Origin of the sequence: Pseudorhizobium endolithicum, assembly GCF_902153245.2 — a bacterium.
GTDB classification, from domain to species: Bacteria; Pseudomonadota; Alphaproteobacteria; order Rhizobiales; family Rhizobiaceae; genus Neorhizobium; species Neorhizobium endolithicum.
In genome coordinates, this window is sequence record NZ_CABFWF030000018.1 from 375,141 (window position 1) to 399,021 (window position 23,881).

The window sequence follows — 23,881 nt, forward strand, 5'->3', positions numbered from 1 at the left end:
CCACGGTTTCCGCCAACCCTCGGGGATGCCTGAATAAAAAAGGGCCGGCTCGAGAGCCGGCCCCAGCAGTAACAATGTCGTGAGAGCGGGATCAGGCGGCCTGATCGACTGCCCATTTGCGGAGGATCTTGGCGGCGCGCTCTTCGCTGATCTCCACCATCCGCGCAAGACGCCGCTCCGGTCCTTCCTTGACCCGGCGGTTAAAGCCGCCATCGTCGTCGCCCATTCCCAACAGGTCGTCGGTGCTGTCGAAGCCGAAGTCCGCCCCGAAGCCCTCCATGAGCGACCCTCCGCCGGAGGCCGGCGAGAAGTCCGGCAGCTCAAGCCCGGCACTGTCGGCGGACAGTTCCGTCGAGGCCGTCGCGGCGCCGCCGACGGTGCGGACGAGCGGCCGAAGTCCGAGCCAGACCACCAGGAAGGCGACCACGACGAAGGCGAGCGAGTTGATGATGCCGCCCAGGTTGCGGCTGAGCACTTCGGTAACGCCGGGACCGGACGCGGCCTCTTCGAGAAGTTGCGACTCCAGGAAGTCCATCGCCGTCAGGGTAACCAGATCGCCGCGCTCCGGATTGAGGCCTGCAGCGGAGGTGACGATCTTCTGCATTTCGGCCAGGTAGGCATCGATCTTCGCCTGATCGACGGGCTCGCCGACCATCTGCGCTATGCGCCCCCTGTTGACCACCACCGCGACCGACAGCTTCTCGATCTTGTAGCTGTTGCGTACGGTGGCGACCGTCTTGCTGTTGATCTCGTAGTTGGTCTGTTCTTCCTTCTTGTCGGACTGATCCGACGACTGCGGCCCACCTGCCGCACCGGCCTCGGGTGCCGCCTGCGGCACGTTCTGCTCGACGGTGGCGGCAGAATCGTTCTGGCTCTGCTGCGAGCGCTGCTCTTCCTTGGTAATGCGTACCGAGCGCTCCACGCGGGATTCAGGATCGTAGATCGTCTCCTGGATCTGCTGGCTGTCGGTGTTGAGGTTCGCGGTGACGCTGGAGCGGAAGTTGTCCATCCCGAGGAACGGGGCCAGCGCCTTGTCGATGTTGGTTTCGAGCTCCTGCTGGACCGACTGGACGATGTTGAGGGAGCGGTTGAGCTCGCTGTTTCCGTATTCGTCGCCGGCGGCGAGGAGCTGTCCGGTGGAATCGAGAACCGTCACGTCGTCGACTTCGAGACCGGGAACGGCCGAGGCGACGAGATGACGAATGGACGAAGCGGCCTTGCGGCCGGTGCTTGTGCTGGCACGGATCATCACCGACGCCGTGGGCTTCTGCTCGCCGCGCCGGAAGTTGCCGACATCGGGCATGACGATGTGCACCCTCGCCGCCGCCACGCCACTGATCTGCTGGATGGAACGGCCGATCTCGCCTTCCAGCGCACGTACGCGCGTGACTTCCTGCATGAAGGAGGTGAGCCCGAGGGAACCGACGTTGTCGAACAGTTCATAACCCGCATTGGCGCTGTTCGGCAGGCCGCGCTCGGCCAACAGAAGGCGCGCCTTGCCCGTCATCCCGACAGGTACCTGGATGCTTGTACCGTCCGTTCCGACGGCGAAATCCAGGCCCGCCTCGGCGAGAGCGATGCTAACCTGATTGAGATCGGTCGTCTCGAGCCCGACGTAGAGCGTCTCGTATGCGGGCTTGTTGACGTAGAAGGCTGCGGCAAGAACCAGAGCGACGGAAACGGCACCCACTCCCGCAAGGGCAATAAGCTTGGTCTGGCCCAGCTTGGCCAGATTATTGAAAACTTGAGAGAATTGAGCCAACAGATTCATTCTGTTCCCACATCGCAAACTCGGATCAGGCTTATGCCCATGCCCACCCTATGCAACGAAGCTTGTGCGAGCGTTTCCGGATTGTGATGTATGGCTGCCGGCTGGCGGTCAGAATCCCGTGGGAACGTACCGACTCAGAAGAAGTCGAAGTCGCCCGCCGCCTTGCTCAAGGGTTGGCTGTGGCCATGGCGGACGCCGGTGGCAAGGGCCTTGTGCATATCTGCGAGCTTGACGAGGCTGAGGGCGGTCGAGACGTCGACCATCCAGTCTTCGGGTATCGTGCCCGTGATCGTATCGACGAACTCCGCCAGTCCGCGCGTCTTCTGCACGGCCAGGTCTATGCCCTGCAGTACCTTGATGCTGTCGGGATGCTCCATGATGTTGGCACCGCCGAGTTCCAGCAACTGCGGCTCTACGCGCTCGATCAGATAGGCGACATCGTGCAGTTCCGAGACGAGGCGCATCAGGACCTCCGGAAGAGACTGTTCGAGGGAAGCGTCCAGCGGCTTCAAAGTGTCGGTCATGGCTTTCCTCACGTCCCGGAGGGACTGATCAAAAGAATTCAATAGAGCTCTCGACTGGCTTCGGCGTCCGAACCGGACGCTGCTCGAGAGCAACGGTCTTCTGCGTTTCGGCACCGGTGAGCGGGTATTGGCGAGCCCTTCCGCTTACCGGCCAGTATTCAAGTTTCCGCCCATGCTCTCCGCCCGTCGACGAACCGACAATCGGGATTCCTTCGTCCTTCAGGAACTGTGCGGCGAAGGCAGCATTCTGCTCGCCGACATTGGAGAAGCTCGCAATGGTCTTGGCGCCCCCGAATATTTTCGCCTCCAATCGGTCACGGCGCGCACCGCGCTTCAACAGGCCGTTGATCAGCAGTTCCATCAGGTGGACGCCGTACCGCGTGGCATCGCCACCGGAGGACATCGCGTCGCTGGATCCGGGAAGGAGAAAATGATTCATGCCGCCGACACCGGCAACGGGGTCACGAAGGCAGGCAGCCACGCAGGAACCCAGGATCGTCGACAGGACAACCTCCGGATCGTCGACGACCTTGTATTCGCCCTGGATGATGTGGACCCGCTTGGCGGCGGCCTCACTCATTTAAGCGCTCCGAACACTGCCTCGATCGCAGCCTTCATCTTCTCGATCGTGAACGGCTTCGCGAGAACGTTGTTGGCGCCAAGTTGCGCCGCCTTCTGAACCAGCGCGCGGTCACCCTGCGCGGTGAGGATGATAAAGGCGGCCTTCTTGGTGTTGGGGTTGCTTCGGACCGCCTGCAGCAGTCCGAGACCGTCCATCTTCGGCATGTTGAAGTCCGAGATCACCAGGTGATGCGGCTGCTCGTACATGATCTTCATGCCCTGCTCGCCATCGCCGGCGGCAGTGATCTGCTTGAAGCCCAGCTGTGTCAGGGCATCGCTGAGCAGCAGGCGGCTGGTAACCTGATCGTCGACGATCAGAACTTTGATCTTTTCAGCGAGTGACATTATTCGGTACCTTCTTTCCGGGCAGCAGTTAGTTTCAGAATTTCCTCGCCGATGGAGCCGAGCGGCAGTTGCTGCTCGACGGCGCCAATCTCCTGGGCGACACGCGGCATTCCGTAGACCACGCAGGTCTTCTCGTTCTGGCCGATGGTCCGGGCGCCTGCCTTGCGCATCCTGAGCAGGCCTGATGCACCGTCTCGGCCCATCCCGGTGAGAATGACGCCGACGGCGTTGCGCCCTGCCAGAGACGCCACCGAGTCGAACAGTACGTCCACGGAAGGCCTGTGGCCGTTGACGGGCTCGCGCTCCATCAGGCGGCAGGAGGGCGCGGAGGGGTTGACGACCTCGAGATGCCTTTCGCCGCCGGGGGCGAGATAGATCTTGCCGATCTCCAGCCGCGCCCCGTCGGTTGCCTCCTCCACGACCGGCGCACAGAGGCGGTTGAGCCGTTCTGCAAAGCTCTTCGTGAAGGTCGGGGGCATGTGCTGGGTGATCACCGTCGGCGGACAGTTTTTCGGAAACTTCTGCAGCACCGCGATCAGCGCCTCGACGCCACCGGTGGACGAGCCGATCGCGACGACCTTGCGGCCCACGCGATATTCGGCGGCAGGGGTGATGGCCGGGGCCGGCGGCGAAACGTGCCGGCGCAAGCCTGAACGAGCTGCCGCCTTGACCTTCTCGGCCAGATCCATGAACGGGCGGATGTCACCGGGCGCCGGCTTGCCGACGCAATCGAAGGCGCCGATCTCCAGCGCCGCCAGGGTCGCATTCGCGCCGTGGTGGGTCATCGTCGAGACCATGATGACCGGCATCGGTCTGAGCCGCATGATCTTCTCGAGGAATTCGAGGCCGTTCATGTTCGGCATTTCGATGTCGAGCGTCACGACATCCGGATTGAGTTCCTTGATCGCCGCACGGGCCTCCAGGGCGTCGCCCGCCTGGCCGACGACGTTGACCTCCGGATCGGAGTTCAGGACGGCCGTGATGAGGCCCCGCATGGTGGGCGAATCGTCAACGACGAGAACACGTGCCGGTGCGCTCATGTCCGCCTCCCCGTGCCCGCGCCCGTATACCGGTAGGTGGTGATGCCGATGTTGTCGAAGTGGTTCTTGGCGTCACCGGAAACCCGTTCGGAATGGCCGATGTAGAGGTGGCCCCCTTCGGGAAGCAGGGCGGCGAAGCGCGACCAGATCTTCATCTGGGTCGGCTCGTCGAAGTAGATCACGACGTTGCGGCAGAAGATCACGTCGAACTTGCCCTTGAATGGCCATTGGGCCATCAGGTTGAGTTCGTTGAACGTGATGAGCTTCTTCAGCCTTTCATCGACCTGGAACTTGCGGCGCCCGGCGACGTCCACCTCACGGAAATACTGCTTTCGCACCTGGGGCGATACGGTTTCGAGAGCGTTCTCGTCGTAGACCCCGGCCCGTGCCTGCGCGAGGATCTTGGGATCGATGTCGGTCGCGAGGATCTTGAAGTCGTAGTCCGCCGCGTTCGGCAGCAGGGAGAGGACGGTGAGCGCGATCGAATAGGGTTCCTGCCCGTCGGAGCAGGCGGCAGACCAGATGCGCACGCGCCCGCCTGACTTCGCCCGGGCGATCAGGCCCGGAAGGACCTCGTCCCTCAGGTGCTCGAAATGGTGGTTTTCCCGGAAGAAACGGGTGAAATTCGTCGTCAGGTGCGACAGCATCTCCCGGCGCGCGGCTGCGCCTTCCGGCGAACCGACGAGGGCGCAGTATTCGCGAAATCCCTTCAGCCCCAGGGCGCGGATGTGCTTGGAGAGCCTCGAATAAACGAGCGAGGCCTTGGAATCGTTCAGATAGATTCCGGCATCCGAATAGATCATTGCGGCAATTTCCGACAGATCACGGCGGGTCAGCGGATATTCGCCGCTTGCCATGATCTCGTCCGGTGACTGCCGGGCATCGACTGCGCCCATAGGCATCATGCAGCTTCACTTTCCGTTTCGGGGAAGAGACTGTCGAGTTCGATCATGCAGATCATCCGCTTGTCGATCGCGAGTATCCCTCGGGCATACTGTTTCTCCAGGTCCGAAGACACCTCCGGCACCGGCTGGATATTATCCTCGGTAATCGTAAGGATATCGGAAACGGCCTCGACCAGAAGGCCGACGACGCGGCTCTTCACCTGCGCCACGATGATGACGTGACGGGCCGAGGGCTCGGCCTCTTTCATTCCCAGCCTTGCCGAAAGATCGACGATCGGAAGCACGGCGCCGCGGAGGTTGATGACGCCCATCACGTAAGGCGGCGCATGCGGCAACGGAGTGGCCTGCGTCCAGCCCCGTATTTCCCGCACCGACATGATGTTCACACAGAACTCCTGATCGCCAATGCGAAACGCGATCAGTTCACGACTTCCTTGGAGCGTGTTTTTCACGGCATACGACATACAATCAACCCGTGGCGGCTAGTGACATTTCCGGTTTGAGGGACTGGCCGCGCGACGCCGCCACCACGGCATCGACGTCCAGGATGAGAGCGACGCGGCCATCGCCCAGAATGGTTGCCGCAGCGATGCCGGGTACGTGCGTGTAGTTGGCCTCGAGCGACTTGATGACCACCTGGCGCTGTCCCTGGATCGCGTCGACCATGAGCGCCCGCTGCCCGCCACCTTCCGACTCGACGAGAAGGGCCACACCTTCGACCGGGTTGGCCTGGCTGGACCGGAAGTTGAGGATGCGGCCGACATCGACCAGCGGGCAGAAGGAGTTGCGGATCGAGATCAGGCGCTGGTTCGCGCCGAAGGAATGAATGGAGGATGCCTCCGGCTGCAGCGTCTCGACGATCGCCGTCAGCGGTACGACAAGGGTTTGTCCGGCAACCGTCACCACCATGCCGTCGAGGACTGCGAGCGTCAGCGGCAGGCTCATCGTGAAGGTCGAGCCGTGGCCCGGCCGGGACGAGATCGAGATGCGGCCGCCCAGCGCCTGAATGGAGCGCTTGACCACGTCCATGCCGACGCCGCGGCCGGAGATGTCGGAGATCTTGTCAGCCGTCGAGAAACCCGGAGCGAAGATCAGGTTGTCGATCTCCTCGTCGGTCAGGTTGGCGTCGGCCGCGATCAGATCATTGTCGATCGCCTTCTGGCGAACGCGCTCGCGATTGATGCCGGCGCCGTCGTCCACCAGTTCGATGACGATGCGGCCCGAGCGATGCTTTGCGGTCAGCTTGATCGTGCCTTCCGGATCCTTGCCGGCAGCCTCACGCTTTTCGGGCGTCTCGATGCCGTGGTCGACGGCGTTGCGGATCATGTGCGTGAGCGGCTCGGCCAGCTTGTCGATGACCGTCTTGTCGACTTCCGTGTTCTCGCCTTCCGTCACGAGGCGGATCGACTTTCCGACCATGTCGGCGACTTCGCGGACGATGCGCGACATGCGCTGGAAGACCGGCTTAACCGGCTGCGCGCGGATCGCCATGACCGAATCCTGGATCTCGCGGGTGAGCTGCTGGAGCTCTTCGAGGCCCATGTTGATGGAGGAGGTCCCGGTCGTGTCGTTCTCGATGACGCTCTGGGAGAGCATCGCCTGGTTGATGACGAGCTCGCCGACGAGGTTGATCAGGCGGTCGACGCGGTCGAGATCGACGCGGATCGTCTGGCCGGCAGCAGCGGCGGCGGCGGCATTTTGGGCTGCGGCGGTAGCCGAGGCGGAGGCAGCGGCCGCTTCCTTCTTTTCCACGCGAGCGGCAGCGGCGGCCATCTTGGAGACGGAGGTGGCGGTTTCGGCCGCGGCCACGACTTCGGAGGCCGCCGCATTGGCGGGAGGAGCCGCCTCCGAAGCTGCATCTCCCTCATCCAGCGCCGCGAGGTCGAACGGCACGGGGATCATCGGCAGCTCATCGTCGGTGGCAGATGCTTCCTGCGCCTTGATCTCAAGATCGCAATCCCACTCGGCGAACTCGAACACGGCGCGGATATCGTCCTCCGACTTGGCCGTGGTGAGCTGAATGGTCCAGCCGAAATAGGCCTCCTCCGGGTCCATCTTGTCGAATTCGGGAAGGGAACCGGCATCACAGTTGATGCTCATTTCGCCGATACGGGACAGGTCGCGCAGCAGAAGAGCCGCCTCGTTGCCCTTCGTATACAGCTCGCGGCGCGGGCGGAAGGAGATCTCGTATGTCTGGCCATCCTCGGCAGCCTCGCCCTCGTCGAAGGAATCGAAGGAGAAGGGGATGGGCTGGAAACCACCGTCATCGGTGGGTGCGGGCGCTGCCGGGGCCAAAACCGGGTCGGACGCCTTCGCAGCCGGGGCGGGCACTTCGCCATTCGCCAGTGCCTCGAGTTCCTTTACGAGGGACCGGCTGCGGGCCTCGTCCACATAGCCGCCGTCACGCGCCGCATTGGTCAGGTCTGCCAGAACATCGGCCGACTTCAGCATGACCTTCAGGACGTCCTGCGTCGGCTCCAGCCTGTTGGAGCGGACGCAATCCAGCGTCGTCTCGAACACGTGCGCGAATGCCACGAGATCATCCAGGCCGAATGCACCGGCACCGCCCTTGATGGAATGAACGGCGCGGAAGACGGCATTCACCGTCTCGGGATCGCGATCTCCGTCGTTGAGCTTCAGAAGCCCCGATTCCAGTTCCGCGAGCTGCTCCTCGCACTCCTGGAAGAAGATCTCTTTAATTTCGTTCATGTCCATCGGAGGAAATCCTGATCAGGCTGTTGTTTCAGGCTGTGACGCGCTCGATCGCATCGATGAGCTTGGCCGGGTCGAACGGCTTTACGATCCAACCCGTGGCGCCGGCCTGGCGGGCACGGTTCTTCTTGTCCGCGTCGCTCTCGGTCGTCAGAACGAGGATCGGAACGGCACGGTACTTCTCGTTGCGGCGCACACCCTCGATGAAGCCAAAACCGTCGAGGCGCGGCATGTTGATGTCGGTGACGATGACATCCGGGTTTGCATCTTCCAGGACTTCCAGCCCCTCGACCCCGTCCTCGGCCTGGACCGTTTCGAAGCCGGCATTGTTGAGCGTTACAAGGAGCATGTTCCGGATCGTCCGGGAATCATCCACCGTCAGCACTTTCTTCTTCATGATTTCAGTTCTCCTTGGCCGTCAGTTGGTTGGGGTCGAGGCCGATGAGTTGCAGGGTCTTTTCAAATGCGTCCGATGACTTCTCCACGACGAACGCCTTCTTGTCGGCCTGCCAGGCACGGGCAGCCGCGACGATGATCTGGACGCATTGAGCGCCCAGGCGTTCGACTTGCGAAGCATCAATCTTCAGGTTGCGGCCGCGAAGCTCCGTCAGCTTGCCATGCAGGACAGAGGCCTCGTTCAGGTCCAGGACCGAGGATAGTGTCAAACTCTCCTGGGCAGCCTTCTTGCTCGCCATCAGTTCATTCCTTGTCTCTTGGAAAATAGAAGCTCTTCTTGTCCTTCGCGGGCGTCCTCGATTCCGAGCGGCAGTGCCGCCACGGGACGCAGAAGCTGCGGCGGATTGGCTTTCGGCCGGTCGGCATGGTAGCGGACCTGTCGTTCGATGCGGAATTCGCGAACCGTGCGCCCGAGTTCGAGGATGACCGTGTGGAGGTCATCGGCCCCGGATCCGACCGCCTGCGCGCGCCCGGCCGTCGCACCGATCTCGCTGCCCACCTGGGTGAGCCCCGCAGAGACGCTTTCCAGGGCGCCGACATTCTCGTCCGCGCGGGTGGCGATGCTTGCGATCGCATCGTTGATCTCGGAGACCTGCCGGACGATTCCACCGATCGCATCCTGTGTGCGGTGCACCATCTCCACCCCGGCGTCCACCTGCGTCTTCGTGGTGCCGACCAGCGACTTGATCTCACGGGCAGCATCCGCCGAACGCTGCGCAAGGGCGCGCACTTCCTGTGCCACGACCGCAAAGCCCCGCCCGGTCTCACCGGCCCGCGCAGCCTCGATCCCGGCGTTGAGGGCCAGAAGGTTGGTCTGGAAGGCGATCTCGTCGATGACCCCGATGATCTGGCCGATCTTTTCAGCGGAGTTCTCGATATCGGCCATGGCATTGATGGCCCGACCGACCGCTTCACCGCTTTCCTCGACGGTGCTGCGCGTCGTGGCGGCGACCTTTGCCGCCTCAGCGGTTTCGGCCGCGCCGGCCCGCAGCCGGCCGGCCAGTTCTTCGAGCTCCTGTGCCGCGCCACGGACGCGGGTCGACTGATCGTCCGCCTCTTCGGCCAGGATCATGGCCTGAGCCGCCAGCGCGGCGGAGGCTTGCTCTGCGCGGCCTGTGTGTTCGCTTGCGGAAGCGAGAGAGCCGCGCATGCTTTCGATTGCCTGGCTCAGGATGGAGGCCATTTCGGCATAGGCCTCGGGAACGTTCTCGGGCAGAGAGGCCGTCAGGTCCCGCTCGGCGAGCGAACGCACGACGTCGGAGAGCAACTGAACCACCTCATCGCGGTCATCCCGGCGCTGTTCTTCGAGGGCGCGATGATGTTTCTGGCGAAGTTCGTTGAAGCGCAGCGATACGGCAATCTCCACGTCGACCATCACGAGCCGCACGAGCGCAGCGACGATGTCCGAGACCTCCGGGGAGCCGCGACGGCCCAGTTTCAGAAACCTGCCGCGCCCCTCCTCCGCCATCAGCCCCTTGAGCAGATGTTCCAGGATGACGGCATGGCCGGCGATGTGCCATCTCGGATCGAGGCCCATGCGGCTTTCGCTGTCGGAAAGGACTTTCACGCGTTCGGCATAGAGGGCGTCGAACCGGGCGTCGGTGAGAACGCTCCAATGGGATGCCTGGAGATCGTGCAGGCGCTCGATCTGCTGTTCGCTGGCGAAGACGCGGGCCGAATCGGGATAGGACTGATAGCGATGGAAGAGGTCGCGCAGGCCCGCCTTGACGGCCGGCTCCAGTTGCGACCGATGGCGGCGCAGCAGATCGCAAGAGGTCTCGTCAAGACCGGCAAACGCCAGCCTTTCCCCCAGGCTTCCCGCCTGTCCTCTTCGCGATTGATCGGATCGCGTCTCGTGCCCCAACTGCGTCCCCAAAACCTGTTACACCCCGATAAGGGTCGAGTGCGAAATCGCTCGCGATGACAAACGCACCTGCCGAGACCCGCAGAACAAGCGCCAGCCCGTTACCCGGCGGCGCAGACAACACGGTCACCGCAGTCGTTGTGGTTGTGATCATGAGCAGATACCGGGTCGAGACCGGTACGGCAGTGCGGCGTCATGCCAGTTGGGAATGCCGGTTACCCATTTTGCCGTGGTGTCTAATATGTATGGTTAATTCCTTGCCTGAAGGTTAAGAATGCCCCGAAACTGTCCCGGTTGCGCACTGCGTCGCCGCATGGACGGATGGAGGCCGACCGCGGGCTCTCAGATACCGTCATCGGGGCTCGGTAGACCGGTCGGGAAGCGCCGGCTGAGGTGGACAGACCCCTTCAGCCCGAATCTCCAGGGCATGTCGACCGCCCTTGTTATGCCGATCCGTTTGCCCGTAAGGATGCTGCCTGGGCTCTGCTGCGCAAGTGTCAGGCGGAAGGGCAGGTGGAGCAGGCTCAGGCCGTCGTGTTCTCCAGTGATGCCGAGCGCCTGGCACACGCGTCCAGGCCCCGAGCACAGCAGATGCAGTTCTTGCCGCCCGCGGCGCGCCTGCATGTCCGCTATCCCCTCCACCGGCTCCAGTGCCCTGATGAGCACCGCGCTACCCGCCTGGCAGACGACATTGAGACACCAGTGGATGCCATAGGACCGGTAGACATAGGCGTGGCCGGAGGGGCCGAACATGGAGCGGTTGCGGGAGGTCCGGCCGCGATAGCTGTGGGAGGCCGGATCGTCCGGCATATAGGCCTCGGCCTCCACCACGATCCCGCCCGCACCGCCGAAGAGGAGTTCCGCGCCGATCAGGTCGCTTGCCACCTCGACCGCCGGACGATCGAAAGCACTGTGCTGGACGTCCGCCTCCTTCATAAGACGCTACCACCGCTGCCAAGCAAGGGAATTGTTAGGAGACCCTCCGCTGAAACCCGCCATCAAAGAACCCGTCTCCATCATGAGTTCCAGTAATCCGTTTCTGCGGAACCATTCCGGACATCAAAGCTGTACAGCCTGGCGCCCTCCGCACTCACGCTCCGCATAGTGAGCCTTCTTCTGCTCATACATGGCGCAGTCGGCGCGCCTGACTACCGCTTCCATGGTCTCCCCGTCCTGGCTGGTGGCGCTGCCAAGGGAAACGCTCAGAGGAGCCAGCGAATAGAACTGATTGTTGATCCTCAGCAGTTCATAGATCGTCTCGATCATGGCGGCCGCCGCCTGCTGGTCGCTCCCCGGCATAAGCAAGGCGAATTCATCCCCGCCGATGCGGGCGGCGGTATTGGGCGCCGTCACGACGCCATTGAGGACTTCCCCCATCCTGCGAAGGAGCCCGTCGCCGGCATCGTGGCCGAGTTGGTCGTTGGCCTCCTTGAGCCCGTTGAGATCAAGGATGATTGCCGAGACGGGCCGAAGCGACTTGCGCTCCAGCCGATTCAGTTCCTCCATGTAGAAGGCCCGGTTGTGGAGACGTGTCAGGACGTCGTGCTTCCCGAGATATTCGAGATAGGCCTCCGCTTTCTTGCGGGCGGTGATATCGGTAAGCGCGACCTGCACCAGCGACCAGTCATCCTCGTGGCCGGGAAAGACAGAGAACTGCAGCAGGAGATGCCGCTCCGAGCCATCCAACGCGTAGTTGACGACCTCCCGATGATGGAACAACCGGCCGTGCCACAGGTCCATGAGCTGCTCGCGGAACGGCTTCTCCATCGCATCCCTGAAGATATCGTCCAGATGACGCAGGAGCGTGTTCCGGTCCGGGGCGACGAAGAGGTCGAGCGTCGCCTGATTGACATCGATGACGCGAATTTCACTCATGCATTGCCGGACGAATTCGGGATGAACGTCCATGAAGATCCGAAGGTCTTCGATCCCGCAGGCGCGGACATCGTCCATCAACGCCTTGATCGTGCTGAAATCCTCCATCCAGAGCGAAACCGGAGAATGCTCGAACATCGCCTGCGCGTAGGCCCGGCGCTCCTGCTCCTGACGCCTTGCATCCTCCCGCTCCGTCACGTCCTCCGTCGTCAGAAGGACACGCTCCAGCGTTTGCTCGCAACCGGGAAGAACCGCGCCCCGGAGCTGGATATCCAGACGCTCGCCCCTCAAGGTGTAGTTGACCGTGTTGCTGGCGAACTCCGTTTCGCCGCTCCACAGGGCGGTGAGTTCGTTGACGTGACTTTCCAGCATGTCGTCGCGGAAGATCCTGGAGAGATTTTCCACCAGTTCCACATGATCGGCGGCCTGGAATACGTCGAGCGTCTTCGGATTGACCTTCAAGACGCGAATGCGCCGGGAGCACATCTCGACCCGGTTCAGGTCGGCCAGCAAATAGGAACGCAGATCCTCGACGCCCTGCCGGCGCCACTCCGAAAACAGCGCCTGTACCTCACTGAAGTCCTCAAGCCACATGGCGATAGGGGCAAGCTCGAAGATGCTATCGGTGTCGGTCTCGGCGCTCATCATGCCATCCGTATGTCAATCGAAGTATCGTAACGCGTTATGCTCGATCAGAAAATATTAGCCATGATTCGTAAACCGTTGATGTGCGCCGCAATCCACAGTAGGGCCGATCACAGCTCCTGATATATTCCCGTTGATCGCGATGTCTGCGCAAGCTTTTGCTGCTGTTCCGGTTCGTCAAACCCCAGCAAGCCACCGTGGCGGCTTACCCGGACGCGATGAAGGTGGCCCCGGGGGCTGATACCCAGCATTCGCTTGAACATGCGCGAGAAGTAATAGGTATCCGTATAGCCGATTTCGGCGGCCGTCGCCGCCACGGACATACCGGCTTCCAGGAAGAGCATCGCCCGCTCCATTCGCTTGAATTCCTGATACTTGCGCGGTGTCTGGCCGACCCGTTTCTTGAACTCGCGAAGGAAGTAGTCCCTGTTGTAGGCCGACCCCGCTACGGCTCTTGTTGCGATGTCGGGATCCAGCGGATTGGCCGAAATCGTCGTGGCTGCCTTCATGACGGCAAGATCCAGGGCATCGGCACCCTCCGGCTGGTAAGGGGCCCGCTCACGCCAGCCCATGAAGGCATCCTCCACGTATGAAATCAGCAGATACATGAAGAGGTGATGTTGCCCCAGCGTCACCGAGGATGGTGGTGCGCTCTGGCGATACTGGCGGACCAGCGGCTCGAGAAGCGGCCAGCGGGTCAGCCTTATCTTGGGACGCAGCTTCATCTGTGCGATGAGGTCGTGACGCCCGTAGATGTCCAGCGTGAAGTGCTGCGCAATTCCGATATAGGGTGCCTGACTGCGGTTCCTGCCGATGAACCGCTGCCCCCGCCTGATCAGCATGGCATCTCCCGGCTCCATCACGCGCGCATCGCCATCGACGAGGTAATGACCGCTTCCCTCCAGACAGACCACGAGATCATCGACCGGATTGATCTTGTCGATGCTCCAGGTCTGAGAATGCTCCATGCGGATTGCCGCACGCGTCAGTTCCAGCGTCAGCGCGGCGGCAGGAATGCTGGAAAGAATGCCGCCTTCGATTTCGTCCATCTTTTTCCCCGTCTTTGTTTATTCATTCTTAGGCGCAAATAACATTAAGTCACGAGCAGATAGTGCGAAGGCACCGATTCACTGGGAGGAGATCGGCGGCAAGGACCTGAACGGGGGCAATCCCTCAAATGTCCTGCCGCCGACCAGGAGCGTATTTTGTACGAAAACGTAATCGGATTTCATGCCGCGCCCCCACCTGCCGGTGCTGCGACATGAAGGGCCAGCGTTTTCTGGGCCTCGGCTATCTCGCGCCCTATATCCTGGGATTGCTGGTATTCACGGCCGTGCCGTTTCTGACTTCGCTCTATCTGAGCTTCACCAGCTATGACCTGATGAGCAGTCCGAGATGGTCGGGATTCGCCAATTACGAGCGTCTCTTCACGCGCGACCGGACCTTCGTCAAATCGTTGAACGTGACCCTGCTCTACGTGTTCATTACGGTGCCGCTGAAGCTCGCCTTCGCGCTCTTCATTGCCGCCATCCTGAATTACAAGCTGCAGTTCATCAACTTCTTCCGCACGGCCTTTTACGTGCCCTCGATCCTGGGCGGCTCGATCGCGATCGCCGTGTTGTGGCGATACATGTTTGCGAGCGAAGGACTCGTCAACATGGGGCTGTCGGTCATTGGCCTCGGACCGGTCGACTGGTTTGGCGACCCCACCAATGCTCTTATCACCATCACCCTTCTTCGCTGCTGGCAGTTCGGATCGGCGATGGTGATCTTCCTCGCGGCCCTGCAGTCGATCGACAAATCTCTCTATGAAGCGGCCTCGATCGACGGCGCCGGGAAGATCACGACCTTCATCTTCATAACCCTGCCGCTGCTGACGCCCGTCATCTTCTTCAATCTGATCATGCAGATGGTCCAGGCGTTCCAGGAGTTCAACGGTCCCTACATCATCACCCAGGGCGGCCCCCTGAAGTCCACCTACCTCCTGCCGCTCTACATCTACGAAGAGGCCTTCAAGAAGTTCAACATGGGCTATGCCTCGGCGATCGCCTGGATACTGTTCGTCATCATCATGGCCCTGACCCTCGTTGCCTTCTGGTCATCGAAGAAATGGGTCTACTACGCCGGCGACAAGAGGAACTGACGATGACGCCGATTCCTCTCTCCTCACCCGATCTGGCACGTGCGAATGCGAGCGCCGCCCGTCGTCGCGCCCGGCTTGATCTTGTCTCCACCACGGTTCGCTATGTCCTGCTGTTTGCGGTGGGCTTCGTCATGCTCTACCCGCTGATCTGGCTGGTGGGCGCGAGCTTCAAGACGAATTCCGAAATCTTCGCAGGAGCCGGCTTCATGCCGGAGGCCCCGACGCTTGACGGATATATAAAGGGTTGGCAGACCTCCACGCCCTACACGTTCGGCCGCTTCTTCTGGAATTCGTTCCTGATCATCCTGCCGAAGGTTATCGGCACCGCGATTTCATGCACCATGGCTGCCTATGCCTTCGCGCGCTTCGATTTCCCCCTCAAGAAGATCCTGTTCAGCTCGGTGATCGCCGTCCTGTTGCTGCCCAATGTGGTGACCCGCATTCCGCAATACATCCTGTTTCGGGACCTGGGCTGGCTCGACAGCTTCCTGCCGCTCTGGGTGCCGTCGGCGCTCGCCGGAGACGCGTTCTTCGTGTTCATGCTGGTGCAGTTCCTGCGTGCGCTGCCGCGCGACATGGAAGAGGCGGCTCGTGTCGATGGCGCCAATAGCCTGCAGACGCTTGTCTTCATCGTCGTTCCCATGCTGGCGCCGGCGCTGATATCGGTGTGCCTGTTCCAGTTCATGTGGACGATGAACGACTTCCTCGGCCCGCTCATCTACATCTCGTCTGTCGACAAATATCCGGTCAGCCTGGCGCTCAAGCTGTCGATCGACACGACCGAAGCCTTCGAATGGAACCGTATCCTTGCAATGTCGGTGCTGACCATCGCGCCTGCGCTCGTCGTGTTCTTCGCCGCGCAGCGGTACTTCATCGAGGGCATATCCGCCGGAAGCAGGAAGGGCTGACATGGCACGCGTCCAACTGAGAAACCTGGAAAAGATCTACGGCGGCGCCTTCAAGGCCGTCCACGGAATCAATCTCGATATCCGAGATGGCGAGTTCATGGTTCTCGTGGGCCCCTCGGGCTGCGCCAAATCCACGACCTTGCGGATGATTGCCGGCCTTGAGCAGGTAACGAGCGGCGAGATCATCATCGGTGACCGTCTGGTGAACGACCTGACGCCCAGCCAGCGCTCGATTGCCATGGTGTTCCAGAACTACGCCCTCTATCCGCATATGAAAGTGCGCGGCAACCTGGCCTTCGGCCTGCGCATTGCCGGCGTTCCCAAGGCCGAGCGAGACGCAGCCGTCGATCAGGTCGCGAAGATCCTCGAGATCGAGCCGCTGCTCGATCGACTGCCAAAGCAGCTATCCGGCGGGCAGGCGCAGCGTGTCGCGCTGGGGCGGGCACTTATCAAGAAGCCCGGAGTCTTCCTTTTCGACGAGCCGCTTTCCAACCTGGACGCCAAGCTGCGGGCCTCCATGCGGGTAAGGATTACCGACCTCCACCGCCAACTGAAGGCGGAGGGGCGTTCCTCCACCGTGGTCTATGTCACCCATGACCAGACAGAGGCCATGACCATGGGCGATCGCATCTGCGTCATGCAGGGCGGCCGTATCATGCAGGTAGCCACTCCGAAGGAACTCTACAACAAGCCGGCCAATATCTTCGTTGCCGGCTTTATCGGCTCCCCGGAAATGAACCTCATAGAGGGCAGCCTCACCGACGGCAGCTTCGTTGTGGGAACCCAGAAGCTGCCGCTCGCGCCGGAGATCCTCCGCCATCTCCCTGTGCTGTCGGGGGCAGCGGTCCTGGGCGTCCGCCCGCAACATCTGGAGCTGGGCCAACAGGGCTTCACCGCGCGATTGATAAGCGCCGAATTCATGGGCCACGAGGTCAACCTGCATGCAGAGCTCGAAGGCCAGAGGGTGGTGTGCGTTGTCGGCGCCGACGAGTTCGAACGTCTCGGCAACCGTGAGGTGGTCCGTCTGCAACCCGAGATGAAGTCACTGCACATTTTCGACAAGGCGGACGGCCGGAACATGCTGCGGTCCGCGGCTGCCATGGCAGCCTGAACAAGGAGGAGGAGAGCATGAGAAACGGATATATTGCGAAAATGCTGACAGGAACGGCGCTCCTTGCGCTCGCCCTGTCCACCGCCGGCCGGGCTGCGGATCTACGCATGTCCTGGTGGGGCGGCGAGAGCCGTCACGTGGCCACCCAGAAGGCGCTCGAGGCCTGCGGCGCCAAGCACGGTCACACGGTAAGAGGCGAGTTCACCGGCTTCGACGGCTACCTCGAAAAGCTGACCACGCAGATGGCCGGCAAGACCGAGGCGGACATCATCCAGGTGAACTGGCCCTGGCTGCCGCTCTTTTCCAAGAACGGCGACGGCTTTGCGGACCTGTCGACCCTGAAGGCCCTCGACCTTTCCAACTGGTCGGAAGGCGATCTGGCATCCGGGTCGATGAACGGCGTGCTGCAGGGAATCTCGGTTTCCACAACGGGACGCGTGTTCTTCTTCAACCTGACGACCCTGGAGAAGGCCGGCGTCGCGGTCCCCAAGACCTGGGACGAGCTGTTTGCCGCAACGAAGACGGTCAAGGAGAAGCTCGGCGAGGATTACTACACATTCAACGCGGTCAAGGAGACGGCACAGCTTGTAACGACACTCTACGTCACGCAGAAGACCGGCAAGGACATGGTCGATCCGGAAACTAACCGCGTGGCCTGGACCGCGGACGAACTTGCCGAGGGCATCGCCTTTCTGGGGCGACTGGTCGAGGAGGGAGTGATGCGCTCCCAGAAGGAGGAAGCGGCCGACGGCAACGTGAATCTCTTCGAGAAGCCCGAATGGGCCGAAGGCAAGATTGCAGGCTCCTACGAGTGGGATTCCACCTTCGGCAAGTATGCCGATCCGCTGAAGGAAGGACAGGTGCTGAAGCCCACCGGCATCATCAAGATCGAGGGTGCCGTCACCGATGGCGTCTACCGCAAGCCCTCAATGGTGTTTTCGATCTCCAGGAATTCCGCAAACCAGGAGGCTGCAGCACAGATTCTCAACTGCCTGCTGAACGAGCCGGAAGGGATCGATGCCCTCGGCACGACCCGCGGCATTCCCGCTTCCAAGGCGGCGGCAGCGCGCCTGGGAGAGACCGGAGAGCCCGAAGTGCGCGCCGCCAACGCTATGGTCATGGCCGCCTCCGGTCCCACGGTTTCGCCCTTCAACGAGAATCCCGAGGCACGTGCCGTATTCCTCGATACGCTGGAGGAATACGCGTACGGGCAGCTGGATGCCATGGGAGCGGCCGAACAGATCATCGATGGCGTGAACGACGTCCTGGCGAAGTTCGACTGACACCACCCTGCCCGCCGCTCTCGGGCGGCGGGCCTTTTCAGAGACAGGAACCATGATCCGTCCAATACCCGTTGCGATCTCTGCCCGGATCGCGGCCATAAGACTTCCTGTGCCGGGAGCACTCTACCACCTGCCCCAGATGCTTTCCTGGCGTCTGACGCAGATCGCCGGTGACCTGCCGCCCCGGGAGGGTCTGGCGGATCGGGTGGTGACGCTGTTCCACGATCTGTCGCCGGCGAGCGTCTACAGGCTGGAAATTGACGGCCTCGAGCCGTTTCAGTTCCGGACGGCCCCGTGCGCCGGTCTCGTCGATGCCGTCGCGTTCGGTCTGATCGAAGGTGCCGCACCGGACGATCTCGACACGGCCAGCCGGAATGCCTCCGCGCTCGCTGCCGCTCTCGCCACGGTTCCATCCGGCGGAACGCTCAGGATCGAACCAGGAGAATGGATCACGATGCCGCTTCGCCTGGGCGGCCATATTACCCTGCATCTCGCCAGGAACGCTGTGCTCCGCGCTCCGTCGCTTCGTGCCGGCTGGCCGATACTTCCCGCCCGCGGCAGCCTGGGCCGGATGCTGGGCAGCTGGGAGGGAATGCCGGATGCCTGCTTCGCTGCCCCGGTTCACGCCATGGAGGCCAGGAACCTCGTCATCGAAGGACGCGGCACGATCGACGGATCAGGAGCCGAAGGGGATTGGTGGACATGGCCAAAGGAAACACGCGACGGTGCCCGCCGTCCGCGCGGCCTGCATCTCATCGGATGTGAGAATGTCACGCTTCTCGGCTTTACCATCCGCAATGCAGCCTCCTGGACCATTCATCCGCAAGGCTGCTCAAACATCGTCGCGGCGGGCCTCGTGATCGAAGCGCCGCACGACAGTCCTAACACGGATGGCCTCAATCCCGAGGGGTGTACCGACGTCCGCCTGGAGGGGATCCGGTTCTCCGTCGGAGACGACTGCATTGCCATCAAGGCCGGAAAGCGCGGCCCGAACGGCGAGGCCGACCACCTGCGGGGAACACGCAATGTCGAGGTCCGCCATTGCCGGATGGAGCGCGGCCACGGCGGCGTGGTCATCGGCTCGGAGATGTCGGGCGGCGTGGCTTCGGTGACGGTCGAGGATTGCGAGATGAAGGGTACGGATCGGGGCCTGCGCCTGAAAACGCGGCGCGGGCGCGGTGGGTCGATCACCGGCATCACGATGCGGCGCGTCCGGATGGACGGCGTCCTCACCGCTCTCTCGGCGAATGCCCACTACCATTGCGACAGCGATGGCCACGATGAATGGGTCCAGTCCCGCAAGCCCGCAGCCGTGGACAACCGCACGCCGGCGATCGACGGCATCACCATCGAGGATCTCGACGTATACAACCTCTCCCATGCCGCCGGCGTGTTTCTCGGCCTGCCGGAACGGCCGATCCGGAACATCGTCATTCGCCGCCTGCGCATTCATTCACTCGATCCCGACGCCACGGCTCAGCCGCCCATCATGGCCGACGACATTCGGCCAATCCTCCATGAGACGATCCTCGCGGAACATGCGGACGTCGATTGTGACCAGCCAGAACTCCGCTCCATGAACAGCATCAGCACCAGCCTTCGAGCAGCCTCATGAGCCCGATCGAATACTTCGACGACTTCTGCCGCCGCTATCGGCCCTACAAGAATGGCGCGTGGTGCTACGAGGATGGGTGCATCTATCGCGGGCTCCAGCTGCTCCACGAGGCGACCGGAGAGGATCGCTGGCTCGCTCATCTGAAGAGGCTTTGCAGCGTTCAGGTCGGCCCGGGTGGGCACCTGGCCGGATACGACCTCGAGGACTTCAACATCGACAACATACTGGCGGGCCGCGTCCTCCTGCCGCTGGCGCGATTGACGGGGGAAGAACGTTACCGGCTGGCGGCACTCGAGCTCGTTGGGCAGCTTGAACGGCATCCGCGCATTCCTGCCGGCAATTACTGGCACAAGAAGCGATACCCGCATCAGGTCTGGCTGGACGGCCTGTACATGGGCCTGCCGTTCCAGGTCGAACACGCCCTGGCAACAGGAGCACGCGAACCGGTGGACGACGCCATCCGGCAGTTCACGACCGCGCTCGACTTCACCGCCAACGGCGCGGGCCTGCATGTCCACGGCTATGACGACAGTCGCAAGCAAAGATGGGCCGACCCGAAGACCGGCCGGTCTCCGGCTGTCTGGGCAAGGGCCATGGGTTGGCTGGCCATGGCATTGGTCGACCTCCTGGCGCTCCTGCCCGAGGATGAATCGGCGCACCCGCTCCGCGAGCGGACGCGGGCGATCCTGAGGGCCGTTCGGGACCAGCAAAGCAAAAGCGGCCTCTGGCTGCAGGTGATGGACGCCGAGACGCTGCCCGGCAATTATGAGGAAAGCTCGGCCTCCGCCATGTTCTCCTATGCATTCATGCGCTCGGCCCGCCTGGGCCTGTTCGACCAAGCCGAAAGCGCTGCCATGCTGAAGGTCGGCTTGCGGGCGCTGGATATCCTCACGGAAACCCGCCTTGTCCGCAGGCAAGGCGGGACCCGTCTTGAAGGCATCTGCCTCGTGGCAGGTCTCGGCGCCCTCTCCGGCCCCTACCGCGACGGCTCGCCAGCCTATTATCTCACCGAACCGGTCGTGGCCGACGATGCCAAGGGGGTGGGTCCCTTGATGATGGCAGTGGCTGAGGCCGTCGTTGCACGCGTTCCCGAAGAAATATGACGCGCTTGATCGGCAGCCATGGCCCGGATCATCCCTTTGGGAAGCGAACTTCCGGACCCAGGCGCTGCTTTGCCGCCGCCGCCCATCGTTCTACGGAAGCGTGATGCGGGGCCGGCTTGGATCGTCGACCACTTCCGGACGCTGCCACCCATCCCGCTAATCGATGATATTGGCACCCTCCGCCCTCAACCGGGCGAGATTGTCCTTCATCTCCTGCAGTCGCTCCGGCGGGTGTGCTTGCCACCTTGTCACTTCGGCAATGACGCGTAGCGGGTCACGAGAGCGATAGGACAGTGTCGGGTTGCCGGGGAACCTCTTGTCCGTCAGGTTGGGATCGTCCTCGACCGGCCCGGTTGGCTCCACTACATAGATCCGTTCTCGCTCGCTGCCTGCGGCCAGTTCGGCGCCCCAGATCGCCGCATCCAGCGTGCCCGCAAAATATACCCAGGATAACGGCTTCTCCTCCGTAAAATTCGACTGGTAACCGGCAACGATCAGCTCTCCCGGCTTCAGATCGGCCTTGGTTCCGTGAAAAAACGATGGTGAAAAGATACTGGCAGTCGCTGACATGGGCTCGCCGCTCCTTCGACGTGGATAGAGACCGTTTCCTGGCACAGGCACCCGATTTTTCGCGATTCCGGCACGGGGCTGCACGATGATGGTGGAAGCGGCTTCTTCCCAAGATGCAGCTCACACCGAGACGGTGGCAAGTACCAATCGACGCGAGCACTTCGGAACAAGAAGCTGGCCAAGGCTTCCCCGGCTATGATCATCCCGGGCTCGTTGCTGAACTGGACGATCATATGGACAACCGGGAAGGCATGTGCACGCGTCGAGATGGCCGGGACGAAACTGAGCCGATATCGATCCTGCTAAATCGGCTTTCATTCCTCGATCGGGAAAGCGAAGCCCGCCTTTACGCGATCCATCACCACCATGGTCTTGAACCCCTTGATGTCGTGGTTCTCGTAGAAGAACCGGCGGGTGAAGGCCTCGTAGTCCTCCATGTCCCGGGCCGTGATGATCAGGATAAAGTCGGCATCGCCGGTCACGTAGTAGCCGATCATGACTTCCTTCGTGGCACGAATGGCTGCCTTGAATCGATCGACGATGTCCGCCCGCTCGCGCTCCAGTGACACGAGGACGATCATGGTGATGCCCCGCCCCACGGCCTTCGGCGAGACGATCGAGACATCTGCCTCGATCACTCCCTCTTCGCGCAGGCGCTTCAACCGCCTCTGGCAGGCCGTCGGCGAAAGATTGACGATCTTCGCCAGTTCTTCCGACGTCAGACGGTTGTTCTTCTGGACCGCCGCGAGGAGGGCCCGGTCGGCTCGATCAAGTGTCATCATTGCAGGAACCCTGCACCAGCCAGACAAACTACGCTCGAAACCTGCATCGAGTGGCGCACCAATGCAGACTTCTGATCATGTCGGTCGATTAGGCTGTTGTAAACGTCTATCTGGAGTTCCCCATGGAAGGCATTGCCGCTGCGGCCCTCAAGAAGCTCTCGCGACCGGACCTGATCGAACACCGCGCTTTCCTCAATGGGGCCTGGGTAGCACGGGATGATGTTCTGGGCGTCAGCGACCCGGCAAGCGATGAATGCCTCATTGATGTCGCAGCCTGTTCCCCTGCCGACGCCGACGCCGCAGTCGCTGCGGCCCGGCAGGCGTTTCTCGATTGGCGGGACAAGCTCCCGGCCGAGCGCGGCTTGATCTTGCGCCTGTGGGCGAAGCTAATGCGGGAAAATGCCGGGGATCTTGCGACCATCATGACGTCCGAGCAAGGCAAGCCGCTGGCTGAATCCCGGGGCGAGATTTCCTACGCCGCCAACTTCCTCGACTGGTTCGCGGCCGAAGGCGAGCGCGCCTATGGGGAAACCATCCCAAGCCACCTGCCTGGCAGCCGGCTTTCGGTGCAGATGCAGCCCCTCGGCGTCACCGTCGCAATCACGCCCTGGAACTTCCCCGCGGCCATGATCACGCGCAAGGCGGGAGCCGCACTGGCGGCCGGTTGCACGATGATTGTCAAGCCTGCGCCCGAAACGCCGCTCTCTGCTCTCGCCCTGGCGAAACTTGCCGAGGAAGCGGGCATGCCGGCGGGCGTCTTCCAGGTTCTCACTGGCGAAGCCGCGCCACTTGCCCGGCGACTTCTGGAGAATACGGAGGTGCGGGCGTTTTCCTTCACCGGCTCCACGGAAGTCGGTCGCATCCTGCTTACGCAGTCGGCTGCAACGGTGAAGAAAGCCTCGCTGGAGCTCGGGGGCCATGCCCCCTTCATCCTGTTCGATGATGTCGACCTCGCCAGGTCCGTGAAGGATTGCGTTGCCGCCAAATTCGCGACCTCGGGTCAGGATTGCCTCGCCGCCAATCGGATCTACGTCCAGCGCCGTGTCTACGACCGCTTCGTCGAACAGTTTGCCAGGGCGGCTTCCGAACTCGACGTCGGTCATGGCCTGGAGCCTGGTACCGACATCGGCCCGATGACTCGTCCGTCGGTTGCGGAAAAATGCCGCCAGCAAGTCGCACAGGCGCTTTCAGCCGGCGCTCGTCTCGTCTGCGGCGGACAGGACAGCCCGCTCGGCGGCAATTTCGTTATGCCCACCGTGCTTGCCGATGTCACCGACGACATGCTGATCGCACGCGAGGAGACCTTTGGGCCGGTCGCAGCAATCCTGCCCTTCGACGATGAGGCAGAGGTGCTGGCTCGGGCCAACGCCACCGAAATGGGGCTCGCGGCTTATGTCTATACCAACGATCTCGCACGTGCGATGCGCCTCACCGAGCGGCTGGAATACGGCATGGTTGCCGTCAACACACCGAAGTTCACCGGCGCGCCGATCCCCTTCGGGGGATGGAAGCAATCCGGACTCGGCCGCGAAGGCTCACGCCACGGGCTCCTGGAATATCTCGAAGCGAAATACGTCTGCTTCGGCAACCTTGCTGCATGAAAGGACC

General features: G+C 62.3%; 23 protein-coding genes. 7 read left to right on the forward strand and 16 right to left on the reverse strand.

What is annotated here, in order from left to right; genetic code table 11:
- Positions 1-91: 91 nt before the first annotated feature.
- From fliF to RTCK_RS20465, 14 genes are all read right to left on the reverse strand, one after another.
- Positions 92-1,771, reverse strand: a complete 1,680-nt coding sequence (gene fliF, locus RTCK_RS20400) for a flagellar basal-body MS-ring/collar protein FliF (RefSeq protein WP_185928084.1) — start codon at positions 1,769-1,771, stop codon at positions 92-94.
- A 134-nt stretch (positions 1,772-1,905) separates the two neighbouring features.
- Positions 1,906-2,295, reverse strand: a complete 390-nt coding sequence (gene cheT, locus RTCK_RS20405) for a chemotaxis protein CheT (RefSeq protein WP_142594218.1) — start codon at positions 2,293-2,295, stop codon at positions 1,906-1,908.
- Positions 2,296-2,323: 28 nt separating this feature from the next.
- Positions 2,324-2,875, reverse strand: a complete 552-nt coding sequence (cheD, locus tag RTCK_RS20410; protein WP_142594219.1) for a chemoreceptor glutamine deamidase CheD — start codon at positions 2,873-2,875, stop codon at positions 2,324-2,326.
- Positions 2,872-3,261 carry a response regulator gene (locus tag RTCK_RS20415; RefSeq protein ID WP_142521823.1) on the reverse strand — a complete coding sequence of 130 codons (390 nt, stop codon included), beginning with the start codon at positions 3,259-3,261 and terminating at the stop codon, positions 2,872-2,874. Before RTCK_RS20415 ends, cheD begins: the two co-directional genes overlap by 4 nt.
- Entirely contained in the window at positions 3,261-4,301 is a 1,041-nt protein-coding gene (gene cheB, locus RTCK_RS20420; protein ID WP_142521824.1) for a protein-glutamate O-methylesterase CheB, read from the reverse strand. Before cheB ends, RTCK_RS20415 begins: the two co-directional genes overlap by 1 nt.
- Positions 4,298-5,206: a protein-glutamate O-methyltransferase CheR gene (gene cheR, locus RTCK_RS20425; RefSeq protein ID WP_142594220.1), complete on the reverse strand. Its 909-nt coding sequence runs from the start codon at positions 5,204-5,206 to the stop codon at positions 4,298-4,300. The genes cheB and cheR overlap by 4 nt, the downstream gene beginning before the upstream one ends.
- Positions 5,203-5,670: a chemotaxis protein CheW gene (locus RTCK_RS20430; protein ID WP_142594221.1), complete on the reverse strand. Its 468-nt coding sequence runs from the start codon at positions 5,668-5,670 to the stop codon at positions 5,203-5,205. The genes cheR and RTCK_RS20430 overlap by 4 nt, the downstream gene beginning before the upstream one ends.
- Positions 5,671-5,674: 4 nt before the next feature.
- Positions 5,675-7,921 (reverse strand): chemotaxis protein CheA, encoded by a 2,247-nt coding sequence (locus RTCK_RS20435; protein ID WP_142594222.1) that lies wholly within the window; start codon positions 7,919-7,921, stop codon positions 5,675-5,677.
- 28 nt (positions 7,922-7,949) lie between these two features.
- Positions 7,950-8,315, reverse strand: coding sequence for a chemotaxis response regulator CheY1 (cheY1, locus tag RTCK_RS20440; RefSeq protein WP_142521828.1), 366 nt, complete (start codon positions 8,313-8,315; stop codon positions 7,950-7,952).
- 4 nt (positions 8,316-8,319) lie between these two features.
- Positions 8,320-8,613: an STAS domain-containing protein gene (locus RTCK_RS20445; protein WP_142521829.1), complete on the reverse strand. Its 294-nt coding sequence runs from the start codon at positions 8,611-8,613 to the stop codon at positions 8,320-8,322.
- Positions 8,613-10,238, reverse strand: coding sequence for a globin-coupled sensor protein (locus RTCK_RS20450; RefSeq protein WP_142594223.1), 1,626 nt, complete (start codon positions 10,236-10,238; stop codon positions 8,613-8,615). Before RTCK_RS20450 ends, RTCK_RS20445 begins: the two co-directional genes overlap by 1 nt.
- A gap of 342 nt (positions 10,239-10,580) precedes the next feature.
- Positions 10,581-11,174 carry a DNA-3-methyladenine glycosylase gene (locus RTCK_RS20455; protein ID WP_142521831.1) on the reverse strand — a complete coding sequence of 198 codons (594 nt, stop codon included), beginning with the start codon at positions 11,172-11,174 and terminating at the stop codon, positions 10,581-10,583.
- Between the two features lie 123 nt (positions 11,175-11,297).
- Positions 11,298-12,758 (reverse strand): sensor domain-containing diguanylate cyclase, encoded by a 1,461-nt coding sequence (locus RTCK_RS20460; protein WP_142521832.1) that lies wholly within the window; start codon positions 12,756-12,758, stop codon positions 11,298-11,300.
- 110 nt (positions 12,759-12,868) lie between these two features.
- Positions 12,869-13,807, reverse strand: a complete 939-nt coding sequence (locus RTCK_RS20465) for an AraC family transcriptional regulator (protein WP_142521833.1) — start codon at positions 13,805-13,807, stop codon at positions 12,869-12,871.
- A 212-nt stretch (positions 13,808-14,019) separates the two neighbouring features.
- Here RTCK_RS20465 and RTCK_RS20470 point away from each other — a divergent pair, with 212 nt between their 5' ends.
- Genes RTCK_RS20470 through RTCK_RS20495 form a run of 6 tightly spaced genes read left to right on the forward strand, consistent with a single transcriptional unit; the run spans position 14,020 to position 20,921 of the window.
- Positions 14,020-14,901, forward strand: a complete 882-nt coding sequence (locus RTCK_RS20470) for a carbohydrate ABC transporter permease (protein ID WP_142521834.1) — start codon at positions 14,020-14,022, stop codon at positions 14,899-14,901.
- Between the two features lie 2 nt (positions 14,902-14,903).
- Positions 14,904-15,809, forward strand: a complete 906-nt coding sequence (locus tag RTCK_RS20475; RefSeq protein WP_142521835.1) for a carbohydrate ABC transporter permease — start codon at positions 14,904-14,906, stop codon at positions 15,807-15,809.
- Between the two features lies 1 nt (position 15,810).
- Complete coding sequence (locus tag RTCK_RS20480; protein WP_142521836.1) at positions 15,811-16,920, forward strand: ABC transporter ATP-binding protein; 1,110 nt, start codon at positions 15,811-15,813, stop codon at positions 16,918-16,920.
- A 17-nt stretch (positions 16,921-16,937) separates the two neighbouring features.
- The gene (locus RTCK_RS20485) at positions 16,938-18,203 is read left to right on the forward strand and encodes an ABC transporter substrate-binding protein (protein ID WP_142594224.1); all 1,266 of its coding nucleotides are present in this window, start codon (positions 16,938-16,940) and stop codon (positions 18,201-18,203) included.
- A 52-nt stretch (positions 18,204-18,255) separates the two neighbouring features.
- Entirely contained in the window at positions 18,256-19,818 is a 1,563-nt protein-coding gene (pglA, locus tag RTCK_RS20490) for a polygalacturonase PglA (RefSeq protein ID WP_142594225.1), read from the forward strand.
- Complete coding sequence (locus RTCK_RS20495; protein WP_142594226.1) at positions 19,815-20,921, forward strand: glycoside hydrolase family 88/105 protein; 1,107 nt, start codon at positions 19,815-19,817, stop codon at positions 20,919-20,921. The genes pglA and RTCK_RS20495 overlap by 4 nt, the downstream gene beginning before the upstream one ends.
- Positions 20,922-21,077: 156 nt before the next feature.
- Here RTCK_RS20495 and arr read toward each other — a convergent pair whose 3' ends face one another.
- Together arr and RTCK_RS20505 are read right to left on the reverse strand one after the other, a co-directional pair.
- Positions 21,078-21,491 (reverse strand): NAD(+)--rifampin ADP-ribosyltransferase, encoded by a 414-nt coding sequence (arr, locus tag RTCK_RS20500; protein WP_142594227.1) that lies wholly within the window; start codon positions 21,489-21,491, stop codon positions 21,078-21,080.
- A 314-nt stretch (positions 21,492-21,805) separates the two neighbouring features.
- A complete protein-coding gene (locus tag RTCK_RS20505; RefSeq protein ID WP_142594228.1) occupies positions 21,806-22,273 on the reverse strand; it encodes an Lrp/AsnC family transcriptional regulator in 468 nt (155 codons plus the stop codon).
- 122 nt (positions 22,274-22,395) lie between these two features.
- Between RTCK_RS20505 and RTCK_RS20510 the strand changes: the two genes are divergently transcribed.
- Positions 22,396-23,874 carry an NAD-dependent succinate-semialdehyde dehydrogenase gene (locus RTCK_RS20510; RefSeq protein WP_142594229.1) on the forward strand — a complete coding sequence of 493 codons (1,479 nt, stop codon included), beginning with the start codon at positions 22,396-22,398 and terminating at the stop codon, positions 23,872-23,874.
- Positions 23,875-23,881 lie beyond the last annotated feature (7 nt).